The sequence below is a fragment of the Roseateles agri genome (assembly GCF_034043675.1).
Lineage (GTDB): Bacteria > Pseudomonadota > Gammaproteobacteria > Burkholderiales > Burkholderiaceae_C > KK5.
Window position 1 is genome coordinate 232,469 of record NZ_JAXCLA010000004.1, and the last position, 13,494, is coordinate 245,962.

General features: G+C 70.1%; 11 protein-coding genes. 7 read left to right on the forward strand and 4 right to left on the reverse strand.

Going from position 1 to position 13,494, the window contains the following annotated elements; all coding sequences use genetic code 11:
• Positions 1 to 8: 8 nt before the first annotated feature.
• Together SNE35_RS13040 and SNE35_RS13045 are read left to right on the forward strand one after the other, a co-directional pair.
• Positions 9 to 1,922: a bifunctional metallophosphatase/5'-nucleotidase gene (locus tag SNE35_RS13040; RefSeq protein WP_320423344.1), complete on the forward strand. Its 1,914-nt coding sequence runs from the start codon at positions 9 to 11 to the stop codon at positions 1,920 to 1,922.
• Complete coding sequence (locus SNE35_RS13045) at positions 1,922 to 2,977, forward strand: tetratricopeptide repeat protein (RefSeq protein ID WP_320423345.1); 1,056 nt, start codon at positions 1,922 to 1,924, stop codon at positions 2,975 to 2,977. Before SNE35_RS13040 ends, SNE35_RS13045 begins: the two co-directional genes overlap by 1 nt.
• Before the next feature lie 7 nt (positions 2,978 to 2,984).
• Here SNE35_RS13045 and SNE35_RS13050 read toward each other — a convergent pair whose 3' ends face one another.
• The 4 genes from SNE35_RS13050 to SNE35_RS13065 are packed head-to-tail and all read right to left on the reverse strand — an operon-like array spanning position 2,985 to position 8,620.
• Positions 2,985 to 3,749, reverse strand: a complete 765-nt coding sequence (locus tag SNE35_RS13050; protein WP_320423346.1) for a glutaminyl-peptide cyclotransferase — start codon at positions 3,747 to 3,749, stop codon at positions 2,985 to 2,987.
• Positions 3,742 to 6,561, reverse strand: a complete 2,820-nt coding sequence (locus tag SNE35_RS13055) for an ATP-binding protein (protein ID WP_320423347.1) — start codon at positions 6,559 to 6,561, stop codon at positions 3,742 to 3,744. The genes SNE35_RS13050 and SNE35_RS13055 overlap by 8 nt, the downstream gene beginning before the upstream one ends.
• A complete protein-coding gene (locus SNE35_RS13060) occupies positions 6,561 to 7,286 on the reverse strand; it encodes a hypothetical protein (protein ID WP_320423348.1) in 726 nt (241 codons plus the stop codon). Before SNE35_RS13060 ends, SNE35_RS13055 begins: the two co-directional genes overlap by 1 nt.
• Positions 7,283 to 8,620 (reverse strand): hypothetical protein, encoded by a 1,338-nt coding sequence (locus tag SNE35_RS13065; protein ID WP_320423349.1) that lies wholly within the window; start codon positions 8,618 to 8,620, stop codon positions 7,283 to 7,285. Before SNE35_RS13065 ends, SNE35_RS13060 begins: the two co-directional genes overlap by 4 nt.
• An 87-nt stretch (positions 8,621 to 8,707) precedes the next feature.
• On the opposite strand from SNE35_RS13065, the gene SNE35_RS13070 reads away from it, so the two are divergent.
• The 5 genes from SNE35_RS13070 to eutC are packed head-to-tail and all read left to right on the forward strand — an operon-like array spanning position 8,708 to position 13,409.
• Positions 8,708 to 9,091: a hypothetical protein gene (locus SNE35_RS13070; protein ID WP_320423350.1), complete on the forward strand. Its 384-nt coding sequence runs from the start codon at positions 8,708 to 8,710 to the stop codon at positions 9,089 to 9,091.
• 55 nt (positions 9,092 to 9,146) lie between these two features.
• On the forward strand, positions 9,147 to 9,890 hold the full coding sequence (locus SNE35_RS13075) for a hypothetical protein (RefSeq protein WP_320423351.1): 744 nt from the start codon (positions 9,147 to 9,149) through the stop codon (positions 9,888 to 9,890).
• A 37-nt stretch (positions 9,891 to 9,927) separates the two neighbouring features.
• Positions 9,928 to 11,316, forward strand: a complete 1,389-nt coding sequence (locus SNE35_RS13080; RefSeq protein WP_320423352.1) for an FAD-containing oxidoreductase — start codon at positions 9,928 to 9,930, stop codon at positions 11,314 to 11,316.
• Positions 11,317 to 12,693: an ethanolamine ammonia-lyase subunit EutB gene (locus SNE35_RS13085; protein ID WP_320423353.1), complete on the forward strand. Its 1,377-nt coding sequence runs from the start codon at positions 11,317 to 11,319 to the stop codon at positions 12,691 to 12,693.
• Positions 12,690 to 13,409 (forward strand): ethanolamine ammonia-lyase subunit EutC, encoded by a 720-nt coding sequence (eutC, locus tag SNE35_RS13090; protein WP_320423354.1) that lies wholly within the window; start codon positions 12,690 to 12,692, stop codon positions 13,407 to 13,409. The genes SNE35_RS13085 and eutC overlap by 4 nt, the downstream gene beginning before the upstream one ends.
• Positions 13,410 to 13,494: the final 85 nt, after the last annotated feature.

The window sequence follows — 13,494 nt, forward strand, 5'->3', positions numbered from 1 at the left end:
CCATCACCATGAAGAACATCCTCCGCACGCTGGCAGCCAGCGCCGCCCTCGCCTGCGCCGGCATCGCTGCTGCTCAGACCGCGCCGATCACCGTCAAGATCATCGGCTTCAACGATTTCCACGGCAATCTGCAGACACCGGGCACCTTCGGCGTCAACACGATCGTACCGGCGGCCCAGCGCCCGCTGGTCGGTGGCGCCGAATACCTGGCCGCCTACGTCGCGCGGCTGAAGGCGCAGAACCCGCTGAACGTCGTCGTCGGCGCCGGTGACATGGTCAGCGCCTCGCCGCTGATCTCTGCCCTGTTCTTCGACGAACCGACGGTCGAGGCGCTGAACCACGTAGGCCTGGAGTTCACCTCGGTCGGCAACCACGAGTTCGACCACGGCTCGACCGAGCTGAAGCGCCTGCAGAACGGCGGCTGCAAGATCACCAACGGCCAGCCCGACCCGAACAGCTGCAAGGGCCTCGGCTCCCGCGCGCCCGGCACCTTCGACGGCGCCAAGTTCCAGTACCTGTCGGCCAACGTGATCGAGACGGCCACCGGCAAGACGCTGCTCGCGCCCTACGGCATCAAGTCCTTCAACGGCGTCAAGATCGCCTTCATCGGTATGACCTTGAAGGGCACGCCCGGCATCGTCACGCCCACCGGTGTGGCCGGCCTGCAGTTCAACGACGAAGCCGACACCGTCAATGCGCTGGTGCCGCGGCTGCGCACCCAGGGCATCGAGGCGATCGTCGTGCTGGTCCACCAGGGTGGCTTCCAGACCAGCCCCAACGTCGGCGACATCAACGGCTGCGACGGCAACCTGAAGAACGCCGACGGCACCGCTTCCGACATCGCCAACATCGTCAGCCGCCTGGACGACGCGGTGGACCTCGTCATCAGCGCCCATACCCACGCCGCCTACAACTGCTCCGCCAACACGGTCGACGTGGTCAACAACGGCGGCACCGCCAAGATCACCGCGCGCCCGACCGGCCTGCCGAACAAGACCGGCCGCCTGATCCCCGTCACCAGCGCCAGCGCCTTCGGCCGCATCGTCACCGATGTGGACGTGACGCTCGATCCGAAGACCCGCCAGGTGCTCGCCGTCGCGCCGACCAACCGCCTCGTCGACGAGACCGATCCGGCCATCAAGCAGGCCATCGCGACGGACCCGACGGTGCAGAACATCGTCAACGGCTACAACGCGCTGGTCTCGCCGCTGTCCGGCCGCGTCATCGCGACGATCAGCCGCGCCCTGCCCAACAGCGCCAACGGTGCCGGCGAAATGCCCGCCGGCGACCTGATCGCCGACGCGCAGCTGCAGGCCACGCAGCCCGCCAACCTGGGCGGCTCGCAGATCGCGTTCATGAACGCCGGCGGCGTGCGCAACCCCGGCTTCGCCCCGGCCGGTGTCAGCTACCCGTACAACCTGACCTACGGCGACGCTTTCACGGTCCAGCCCTTCGGCAACACGCTGGTCACGATGACCCTGACCGCCCAGCAGATCAAGAACGTGCTGGAGCAGCAGTTCAACGGCTGCATGGGCCAGACGGCCAACCGCGTGATGCAGATCTCCAACGGCTTCAAGTACAGCTGGAAGGCATCGGCCCCGGCCTGCTCGAAAATCGTCGACGTCTCGCTGACCCCGACTGACGTGAGCACGGTGCCGCCGCAGGCCACCGGCGCAGCGGAAGTCATCGTCGCCAACGGCGTCGTGCTGAACCCGACGAAGACCTACCGCGTGACGGTCAACAACTTCATGGCCACCGGCGGCGACGGTTTCACGGTGCTGATCGGCGGCACCAACCAGCTCGGCGGCGCCCAGGACATCGACGCGCTGACCGCCTACCTGAGCGGCTACAAGGCTCCCGCCGCGGCCTACGACCCGGCGCAGCCGGCACTGGCGATCCCGCGCATCACGCAGCTGCCTTGATGCTGAAGGGTCTCCTGCTCGCGGGGCTGGCGCTGGCCTGCGCCGGCCTCGCGCACGCCGACGCGCGGACCGACTTCCTCGCTCGCGGCGAGGCCGAACTCCAGCGCGGCGAGAACACCGCCGCGCTCGACGACTTCGAACGCGCATCGATGATGCGCCACGAGGCCGATGCGGAAATCGGCGTGATCCGTGCGGCGATGCAAGACGGGCAGTACCGCCGCGCATTGGCCTTCGTCGCGCACACGGCCGGTGTGCACCTGGACCATGTGGACGCCGGCGCGCTGTACGCCTGGCTGCTCTACGTCGGCGGGCAGCAGGAGCTGGCCCGGCGCACCCTCGCCCATTGGCAGGAACGGGCACCGGACGACGCCATGCTCGCCGAGGTCGCTCGTGCCTTCGCGCAGGATATTCCGGCGGTCGGCGGCGTGCTGCTGCAGTCGCCCCATCGCTATGCGCCATGGGCCGTCGGCGACCGGCCGCCCGCCGATGCGCGCTTCGCCAGCAATGGCGTGCTGATCGGCGACGGCTCGCTGGCGCTGGCGCCGGCCGTCGACGGCGACACGGTCTGGGTCCGCAACGGCCTCGGCCAGGCGAGCGCCGCCACCGTGGACCGCAGCGACGCTGCCTTGCAGGCGGCCGGCCTCGTGCTGCTGCGCCTGCAGACACCGCTGGGCACCGGCGCTGCCGTCTCGGCCGCGCGCGAACCCTTCGCCGGCGGCCCGGGCTTCGCGCTGCAGTTCTCGCCCGGCACCGAGCCGGGCTGGCCCATCCTGTCGCAAGGCTTTCTCGGCGCGCAGGCCGGGCCGCTGCGGCGGCTGGGCTTCGCCCTGGCCGGCTCCTCGCGAGGCGCGCCGGTGCTTGATCGCCAGGGCCGGCTGGCCGGCATCGTCGTCAGCGCACCGGCCGGAAGCGATCCGCTGTGGCTGCCGCTGGCACGCTGGCCCGGCGCGCCCGCCGCCCCCGAAGACGCGGCACCGCCGCAGAAGAGCCTGATGTCACCCGACCAAGCCTACGAACTCGGGATGCGCCTCGCGCTGCAGGTTCTGCAGCGCTGAGGCGGCGTCACTTCTTCCGGATCAGCTTGATCTGGAACAGCTTCGGCCACAGCTTGCCGGTGACGAACAGCCGCTTGGTCGCCGCGTCATAAGCGATGCCGTTGAGCACGTCGACCTGACCGGTGCGGAACATCGGCGAGAGCAGGCCGGTGAGGTCGATCCAGCCGAGCACCTTGCCGCTGGCCGGGTCGATGCGGGCGATGCGGTCGGTCTGCCAGATGTTGGCGTAGATCTCGCCATCCACCCATTCGAGCTCGTTGAGCTGCGTCACAGGCTTGCCGTCGGCGGTGACCTTGACGCGGCGCTTCTCCTTCAACGTGGCCGGGTCGATGAAGCGCAGTTCGGCCGTGCCGTCGCTCTGGATCAGCTCGGTCTTGTTCTTCGTCAGGCCCCAGCCCTCGCCGGCGTAGCTGAACTTCTTGACGAAGGAGAAGTCGCCGAGCTTCAGCACGAAGCCGAGCTGGGTCTGCCAGGTCAGGCCGATGATCTGGTCGCCCCAGTCGACGATGCCCTCGCCGAACAGGTCCGATGGCAGGGTCGTGCCCTGCAGCACTTCGCCCGTCTCCAGCCGCACCTTGCGCACAGAGGAGCGCCCCTCCAGCCCGGTGCTCTCGTAGAGGAAGCCGTCCTTGAAGAAAAGGCCCTCGGTGAAGGCCTGCGGGTCGTGCGGATAGCTGCGCACGATCTCGAAGCCGTAGACGGGGATGTCCGCCGCATGCGCCGCGCCGGCCAGCAGCAGCGTGACCAGCAGGCTCGCGATTCTCTTAACCATAGACCGATACCTCCGGGCGGCGGGCCAGCACGGCGATCGGCGGTGCCCAGCGCGCGCCGCGCGCCTTCTTGCTGGTGACCAGCGTGATTTCCGAGGGCTCGAAGACCTCGACGTTGTGCGTGATCGGCGTCGTCAGCAGGTACTGTGCGCGGGTCGAGCGCAGGAAGTGGCCGACCAGCTGGATGTTGCGCACGTCCAGGTGGGCGAAGGGCTCGTCGATGAAGACGAAGCCGCCGGGGCTGTCGTCGTCCTTCATCAGCCCCACCAGCAGGATCAGGCTCTTCAGCACCTGCTGGCCGCCGGAGGCCTCGCCGTCGTTGAGGCCCACCTCGCCCTTGCCGTCGAAGTTGAAGCGCACGAGCAGGCCCGCCTGGGCCAGCACCATGTCGTCGTTGTCCAGGTGCGGCAGGTCGGCCTGGGCCAGCACGCCGGCCAGCTCACCCAGCTCGGCCACGTTCTTCTTGTAGCGGCGCACGGTGGCGCGCAGCACGTCGATGTAGCGCTCACGTGCATTGAACGCGGCGATACGAGCCATCTCGTTGCTGGCGCGGCGGTCGTCGAGCTGGGTGCTCTGCTCCAGCACGGCGACGTGCATGCGCGCGTGGCGGTCCTGCACCGCGGCGTCGGTTTCCCAGTGGCCGGTCTCCAGTTCGGCCTGCACATGGCGCAATGCGATCTCGGCCTGCTTGGCGTTCTCGAACTCGTCGCGCATCGCCTGGATGCGCGAGGGCTGCACCCAGCCGGCCGGGAACTTGGCGCGGGCCTCGTGCGAGGCGCGGGCGGACTGAGCGAGGTCTTGTCGCCGGCCCTCGTGCTCGCGCAGCACGCGTTGCACGTTGTCCTCGCTGTTCTTCAGCCCGCCCTGGGCGGCCTCGTAGTCGCGCTCGGTGCGGGTGCTGTGGGTCAGCGCGCGGTCGTGCTCGGCTTCCAGCGCGCTCATGCGCGTGGCGGCTTCGGTGCGCGCCTGCTTCAGCGCCGGCAGGCGTGCGCGGCCCTCGGCGAACTCGGCAGCGCGCTCGCTCAGCTCCTGCGCAGCCTTGTGGCCCTGGGCGGCGCGCTGCGCGTCCTTCAGCTGGCGCTCGGCCTCGGCCTGTTCCTTGGCGATGCGGCCCAGCTCCACGTCGTAGCGGCTCAGCTCCTTCTCCAGCGAGGCGCGACGCGAGTCCAGCGCGGAGGCGCCGAACTGATGGTCGCGCGGCTCGACCCAGAGGCTGCGGCCACCGCGCCCGTCGCGGTAGTAGGCATCGGGCGTGATCCATTCGCCGCCGGCCTGGCTGCCGGCCGCGGTATCTGCCACGCAGCGGATCGAGCCGAGCTGGCGCAGCAGCCAGCCGGGGATCTTGGCGTTGATCTTCAGCGCGGCCAGCAGCGAATCCTTCGGTGCGTTGGTCGGCGCCTGCTCGGCGTCGGCGACGACGTAGTGCCGGTAGCGCTCCTTGGCCGCGAGGCCGAAGGCGCGTCCCTCGTCGCTCGAATGCGCCAGTACAACGACCCAGCGCGAAGGCCGCAGCAGGCCTTCGGCGGCGCCGCGCCAGGCTTCGTCGGCAATGTCGATGCAGTCGGCCAGCACGTGGTGGACGATGCCGGCGTCGTCCAGCGCGCGGCGGAAGCGCGTCACCTCGGCCGGCGGCGGCGGCAGGCGCTGGCCGGACAGCGCGTCCATCGCCGCCTGCGCCTTGCGGGCCTGGTCGTTGGTGCGGGTGTAGCTCTCGCGCAGCGCGTGCTGGCGCGAGGCCAGCTCGGCCAGGCGCTGCGTCAGCTCGGCGCCGTCGGTCTCGACGGCGGCCAGCGCCTTCAACTCTTCCTCGCGCTTGGCGAGCAGCTCCATCGGGCGCTCGGCCTCGCGGTTCGCGTCGAAGGCGGCGCGTGCCTGCTTGCGCTGCGCCTCCAGGTCGACCAGCTTCTGCTTGGCCGCCTCGTGCGCCTGGAACAGCGCATGCAGCTCGGCCCGCCGCGCGGCCATCTGCCGCTTGTCGCCGGAGGCGAACAGGCGCTGGCGGTGCAGTTCGCGCAACTGCTGCGCGGTGCGCTGGCGCTGCTCGGCCCACTGCAGCACCGGCACCACCTCGGCCGCCAGTCGCTCCCGCTCCTTCTGCCGCAACTGGTACTGCTGGTAGCTGTTGACGCGGTTGGCCAGGTCGGAGAGCTGAGCCTGCGTGTGCGATAGCTCGTGCGTCGCCTGCTCCACTTCCTTCATCAACTGCTGCTGGTGGCTGCGGGCCTGGTCGTAGCGGTCCAGCACCTCCTGGTCGCCGAAGACCTCGAATACCAGGCGCAGCAGTTCCTTCGGCGAGAGCTCGCAGAGCCGGTCGGTCTGGCCCTGCTCCAGCGCCAGCACGCGGCCGATCGCGCGGGTCAGGCCCGCGGCTTCGAGGCGGCGGCGCCAGGCCTCGATACCCATCCAGTCCTTGTCGCCGCGCTCCATCAGCTGCTCGATGGTCATCGCGCCGTCCACCATCGCATAGCGGCGCTGCCAGTCGCCGCCGTGGCGCTCGATGCGACAGGCCAGGGTCACCTGGTCGCCGTAGAGCAGCGAGCTGGCGAAAGGGCGCGAGGAGTTCTGGCGGCCGCGCGGGCGGTTGTCCACCAGCGCGCGCAGCCAGGCGGTCTCGGCATTGGCGTGGCGGGCGTAGGTCTTGTAGGTGCGGCCGCCCGAGCATTCGAGGCCCAGCAGGGTGCGCATCGCGTCCAGCAGCGTCGTCTTGCCGGAACCGTTGGGGCCGGCGATGGTGATGATGGCACCGTCCAGCGGCATCGTCACGCGCTGGCAGTAGTCCCAGTGCAGCAGTTCGAGAGATTGGAGATGGAACATCAGAGCGTTTCGCTATCTTCTATGTGTTCTTCTATGTGTTCTTGCTCGGCCTCGCGCAGCCGCGCGATCGCGGCCGAGGCGACCGGGTCGGTCGAGCGGGCGAGCACGTCGCCCAGCGCGCCGTCGAGAATGCGCGGCGCCAGCGTGTCGTAGTCCAGCAGCAGGTCCAAGAGCGGCCCCTCGGCGATGTCCTCGCCGCGGCGCACGATGAAGCCGTTCCGCTCCAAGAGCTTCAGGTTGGTGTCCAGCCGCATCTTCTTGCCGAGCTGGTTGCCGAAGTCGGCCAGCAGGCTGCGGTAGGAGATCGTCGGCGAGACGCTGGCGGCCAGCGGCAGCGGCTTGTCGGTGGCGAACATCTCGCCCTGCCCTTCCTCGGCCGCATCGGCACGGGCCAGCTGGCGCTGGCGCTTGGGCAGCACGATCAGCGACCACAGCACCACCAGCAGCGCCACGCCGTCGCGCGGCAGGTCGAGGTTGTTGTTGGCCGCCAGGCCCGTCTCGCCGAACACGGCCACCTCGGCCGGGCGCAGCATCGCCAGGGTGATGTGGTCGGCGTAGAGGTTGTCGACCACGCGCATGCCCACGGCCGCGAGCCGCTCGTTCAGGCGCTGCCAGATGTCCTGGTCGATCAGCGCGCGGCGCACCAGCGAGTGGTTGCGCGGCAGCCAGCGGCGGGCCAGAAGCTGCGCCGCGAGCTGCGCAGCCTCGTCAAATCCGGAATTCATTGGTCTTGGTCCTCTCGCTCTTCGTGCTCGGCGCTGGTCGCGCGCAGCACGCCACGGCTCATCCACTTGATGTGTTCGTCGTCCACCTCGCCCTGCTCGGCCGACCACTGCACGCGCCAGGGTTGGCGCGCCATGTCGCCGGTGGCACCGGCCAGATGCTGGGCCTGCGGGTCGCCCAGCAGCGGCAGTAGCTGCGCGCGGTAGGACGCACGGGCATAGCTGCCGCCCAGCACGGCAGGAGCCAGGTCCTGCTCGACTTCGCCGGCCTCGCTCCAGCGCGACAGCAGCGCCTGCATCAGGTCCATCTCGGGCGGCAGCGACATCACGGCCAGCTCGCCGTCCGGCGCCGCCTGCGGCACCGGCAGCGCCTCCTGCTGCGGCGGCGCGGGGCGGTCGCGTTCGAACTCGGCCTCGGTGCTGTCCAGCAGTTCGTGCTGCGCCACCAGCACCGGATGCACGGGCCGGGAGAGCGCGCCCAGCGACAGGTTCTCCAGGAAATGCACGCCCTGCAGCCAGCGGCGCACGTCGGTCGTCGTGATGCCGGTCGAGCCCAGGGTGACGCGCTGGCGGTCGACCTGCTGCAGCGCGCGGTTGAACTGGCTCGCCATCGCCAGCAGCCGCGCCTGGGCCAGGCCCAGCTCGCGGGCCAGGCGCTCCAGCCGCGCATTGCCGTCGGTCTGCGCCTGCTCGATCACCGCGCGCAGCACCTCGCTGGCCCGTTCGACCAGCTTCAGCGCACGGCCGAAGCGCTGGCGCGCGCGCCGCAGGTGGAACTCGCTGCCACTGGCGATCGCGTCGGCGAACTCGTCGTACAGCCGCGAGAGCTGCGCCTGCAGGTGATGCAGCTGCGCCGGGTCCAGCGTGCCCATCTGGTGGGCACCGGCCACGTTGGCGAGCAGCGCAGCAAGATCCGAGTCCTGCTCCACGGCCTGGGTCAGCGGCGACAGCACGCCCATCACCCGCTGGGCCAGCGGCGTCACGCTGTACTGCTGGTTGCCGGCATCCCAGGCCAGCAGGTCTGCCTCGCGCAGGCGCTTCAGCACCAGCTCCAGGGCTTCCTCGCGCAGCACGTGGAAGTGGCGGTTCAGCGCGTCGCGCGGCACGCGCGAGTCGGGCAGCGCCATCAGCTCCATGAATACCCAGGTGCGCAGGCGCACCAGCGCGGCCGGGCCGTGGCACAGCGCGCGCAGCGCGTTCAGCAGCGGCTCGTTGCGCTCCAGCTGCCACCACAGCAGCGCCTCGGTGGGCGCGGAGCCCTCGCGGAAATAGTCTTCGAATCGCAGCTCGGCATCCTGCTCGGAGCCGGGCGCTGCGATGGCCTCTTGTTCGGTCATGGGCGGCGATTATCCCCGGGGCGGCGGCGACGCAATTCGACACAAAGCCGCCTCGGGCGGCACCTGCGCCGGCACTAAGCTGACGGCATGAATCACACCCGAAGGATGCATCCTCTCAGCTCGCTGGCCGTACTCGCCCTGCTTGCCGCCTGTTCCGCGACCCAGCCGCCCGCTCGCCCGCCCTCGTCCGCCCCGCGCCCCGAGCCGCAGGCCTCGGTCGACGCCAAGCGCCAGTCCGAGTTCGACCGCAGCCAGGACCGCTGGCACGGCGCGCCGGTGAAGGAGCTGGTCGCCAAGCTCGGCCAGCCGACGCTGAAGGCACACCAGGCGGACGGCCATGCGGTCTACGTCTACTCCAAGAGCACCAAGCTCAACGGCCCGACCGGGCCGATCGATTTCCGCTGCGTGGTGCGCTACGTGCTCGATGACAAGGGCGAACGTGTAATGGGTCACACGATCGAGGGTTGCTAGAACCGGCGGCCTGGGATGTACTGCTAACTGCAAATTTCGACGGAGTCCGCGTCTCATGCCATGGAACCGCCTCTCTTCGATGCTGCTGGTCCTACTCGCGCTGGCCAGCTCGCCCTTCACCGCTTCCGCGCAGCCGGAAGACTGGGCCTTGTGCGGCCAGGAGGGTGATGTCTGCCGATTCAGCGGGGGTGCGGAGCTGATGCTGCGCTTCGGCGCCAATGGCCACTACGCCTTCCGCATCACCCGCGACGACCAGCAGGCCTGCACGGCCAACGCCTTCGGCGTGGACCCGGCGCCCGATGCGCGCAAGCACTGCGACGTGTCCGTGAACTGGCGCCGCAACGACCGCTACCGCGGCTGGCAGGCAGCCGGCACGACGCAGGGCGAATGGACCGTCTGCGCCAACGAGGGCGACGTCTGCCGCGTGCCCGGCAACGCCGTCGTGCGCTACGGCGCAGACGGGCGCTACGCGGAGCGCAACACCGACCGCGACCTCGGCTGCAACAACGCGATGTTCGGCGACCCGATGGAAGGCGCGGCCAAGCAGTGCGCGTTCAAGCGTGTCGCCGCCGCGCCGCCCCGCGAAGCCTCCAACAAGCGCCGCAGCCTGCCCTGGGCACCCTGCGCCCGCGAGGGCGAACGCTGCGAGTTCCGCGGCCCGGCCATCGTGCGCTACGGCGTCACCGAGCGCTTCTTCTACGAAGAAGGCTACGACGGCATGCGCTGCGCCAACGAGAGCTTCGGCGAGGATCCCGCCCCCGGCCGCGAGAAGCACTGCGACATCCTGAAGATGAACTGAGTCGCGTCGCTGACACGACAAGCGTCTAGGATGGGGCATGAGCACTGCCCAAGCCTTCGACGCAATCATCATCGGTGCCGGCCAGGCTGGTTCCGCACTGGCTGAAAAACTCGGTGCCGCCGGCATGAAGGTGGCCGTGATCGAGCGCAAGCATTTCGGCGGCACCTGCGTCAACACCGGCTGCATGCCGACCAAGGCCCTGGTCGCCAGCGCCTATGCGGCCCACCTGGCGCGGCGCGCGTCGGACTTCGGCGTCAGCATCGGCGGCGAGGTCGGCATCGACATGCCGGCGGTGAAGGCGCGCAAGGACAAGGTGGCGCTGACGGCGCGCGGCAATGTCGAGAAGTGGCTGCGCGGCATGAAGGGCTGCACGGTGATCCAGGGCCATGCGCGCTTCGAGTCGCCGACCGAGCTGTCGGTCGCCACCGCGTCAGGCGAGCTGCGGCTGACGGCACCGAAGATCTTCATCAACGCAGGCGGCCGGGCGCTGCGGCCGGACATGCCCGGCATAGCCGCGGTGAAGACCTTGGACAACGTCTCGGTGCTGGAACTGGACCGCGTGCCGGAGCACCTGGTCATCGTCGGCGGCAGCTATATCGGGCTGGAGTTCGCGCAGATCTGGCGGCGCTTCGGCGCGCGAGTCACGGTCGTGGAGAAATCGCCGCGCCTGCTGGGCCGGGAAGACGAGGAAGTGTCGGCCGCGATCCAGGCGATTCTGGAGGCCGAGGGCATCGCCTTCCGGCTCTCGGCGGAGTGCATCAGCTTCAGGCCGCACGGCGAGCAGATCGGGGTCGGCGTCAACTGCGAGAACGGCGCGCCGGAAGTGATCGGCAGCGACGTGCTGTTGGCCGTCGGCCGCCGGCCGAACACCGACGACCTGCGGCTGGAGAAGGCCGGCATCACGCTCGACGAGCGCGGCTACATCCCGGTCAACGACGAGCTGGCCACGGCCGTCCCCGGCATCTGGGCGCTGGGCGACTGCAATGGCCGCGGCGCGTTCACGCACACGTCCTGGAACGACTTCGAGATCGTCGCGGCGAACCTGCTCGGCGAGGCGCCGCGGCGGGTCAGCGACCGGATCGACTGCTACGCCCTCTTCATCGACCCGCCGCTGGGCCGCGTCGGCATGACCGAGGCGCAGGCGCGCAAGGCCGGGCACAAGGTGCGCGTCGGAAGCCGGCCGATGAGCCGCGTCGGCCGGGCGGTCGAGAAAGGCGAGACGCTGGGGCTGATGAAGGTCGTCATCGATGCGGACAGCGACGCGTTGCTCGGCGCTGCGATCCTCGGTGTCGGCGGCGACGAGGCGGTGCACAGCGTGCTCGCCGCGATGGCGGCGCGGCAGACGGCGACCGGCCTCGCGCACACGGTGCTCATTCATCCGACCGTCGCCGAGCTGATTCCGACGGTGATCGGCGGCGCAAGCTGAATGGCGATCCATCGCGCTGCCGTCGGCCTGCAGACTCATGCCTTCGACGGCCTGCGCGAGCTACTCGCCAAGGCCTCACCGATCCGCTCCGGTGACCAGCTTGCCGGCATCGCCGCCGACAGCGCGGCCGAGCGGGTCGCCGCCTGCATGGCGCTGGCCGATCTGCCGCTGAAGCACTTCCTGAACGAAGCGCTGATTCCCTACGAAGAGGACGAGGTCACGCGGCTGATCGTCGACGGCCACGATACCGCCGCCTTCGCGCCGATCGCGCACCTCACCGTCGGCGGCCTGCGCGACTGGCTGCTCGCCGCCACGCCCGAGGCGCTGGCCGCACTCGCGCCGGGCCTGACGCCCGAGATCGTCGCCGCCGTCTCCAAGCTGATGCGCAACCAGGATCTGATCCTCGTCGCCAGCCGCTGCCGCGTCGTGACCCGCTTCCGCTCCACCTTGGGCTTACAGGGGCGTCTCGCCACTCGCCTGCAGCCCAACCATCCGACCGATGCGCCGGCCGGCATCGCCGCCAGCCTGCTCGACGGCCTGCTGATGGGCGCCGGCGACGCGGTGATCGGCATCAACCCGGCCAACGACAGCGTGCCGGCGCTGTGCCGGCTGCTGACGCTGCTCGATGAACTGATTCAAAGGCACGACATCCCCACGCAGTCCTGCGTGCTGGCCCATGTGACGAACACACTGCAGGCGATCGAGCTGGGCGCGCCGGTGGACCTGGTGTTCCAGTCGATCGCCGGCACCGAGGCTGCCAACCGCGGCTTCGGCATGGGCCTCGCGCTGCTCGATGAGGCACATGCGGCCGTGCAGTCGCTGGGCCGTGGCGGCGAGCACCTGATGTATTTCGAGACCGGCCAGGGCAGCGCCCTGTCGGCCAACGCGCATCACGGCGTGGACCAGCAGACGCTGGAGGCACGCGCCTACGCGGTCGCGCGGCGCTACCGGCCGCTGCTGGTGAACACCGTAGTCGGCTTCATCGGGCCGGAGTACCTGTACGACGGCAAGCAGATCACCCGCGCCGGGCTGGAGGACCACTTCTGCGGCAAGCTGCTGGGCCTGCCGATGGGCTGCGACATCTGCTACACGAACCATGCCGAGGCCGACCAGGACGACATGGACAACCTCGTCGTGCTGCTCGGCGCGGCGGGCCTGAACTTCATGATGGGCGTGCCCGGTGCGGACGACGTGATGCTGAACTATCAGAGCACCTCGTTCCACGACCAGCTCTTCGTGCGCCAGGTACTGGGCCTGCGGCGCGCGCCGGAATTCGAGGACTGGCTGCAGCGCGTGGGCATCGCCGACACCGCGGGCCGGCTCCTGCCCGGTGCGCAGCGCTTCGCGCTGGAGTTCCAGCAGCAGGTGCTGCCGTGATCTGGGAGCGCCTGCGTGGCCTCACTCCCGCCCGCATAGGGTTGGGCCGCAGCGGCGAAGCCGGCTTGCCGACGGCCGAGTGGCTGCGCTTCGCTGCCGCTCATGCGCAGGCGCGGGACGCGGTGCATACGCCGCTGGATGTCGATCTGCTAACGCGCGAATTGAGCGCAGCCGGCTGGCCCGCGCCGCTGATCGTGCGCAGCCGCGCCACCAGCCGGGCCGAGTACCTGCGCCGCCCGGACCTGGGTCGGCGGCTCGATCCGACCTGCACGTTGCCTGCCGGCGAGGTCGATCTCGCATTAATCCTGGCCGATGGCCTCTCGGCCGCCGCCGTGCAGGCCCATGCCGTTGAAGTCGCACAGGCCTTGCGCGCCACCCTGCCCTCGTTGACCCTGGCGCCACCGATCATCGCCACGCAGGCCCGCGTCGCGCTCGGCGACGAGATCGGCGAGCAACTCGGTGCTCGACTCGTGCTGGTGCTGATCGGCGAACGGCCCGGTCTCAGTTCACCGGACAGCCTGGGCGCCTACCTGACCTGGGCGCCGCGGCCGGGCCGCAGCGATGCCGAGCGCAACTGCGTCAGCAATATCCGCCCGGCCGGCCTGCCCGCGGACGATGCGGCGCGGCGCCTGGCCTGGCTGGTCGAGCAGTCGCTGCGCAGGGGGCTCAGCGGCGTGGCGCTGAAGGACGACAGCGCCAGCGCACTGTTGTCCTGACGCCTCAGCAGGGCGCACCGCGGCGTCATCTCGGTGTCAGAATCGGCTGGCGACGAGCCCGCGCGCAGGACCGTCCGGGCCCGGT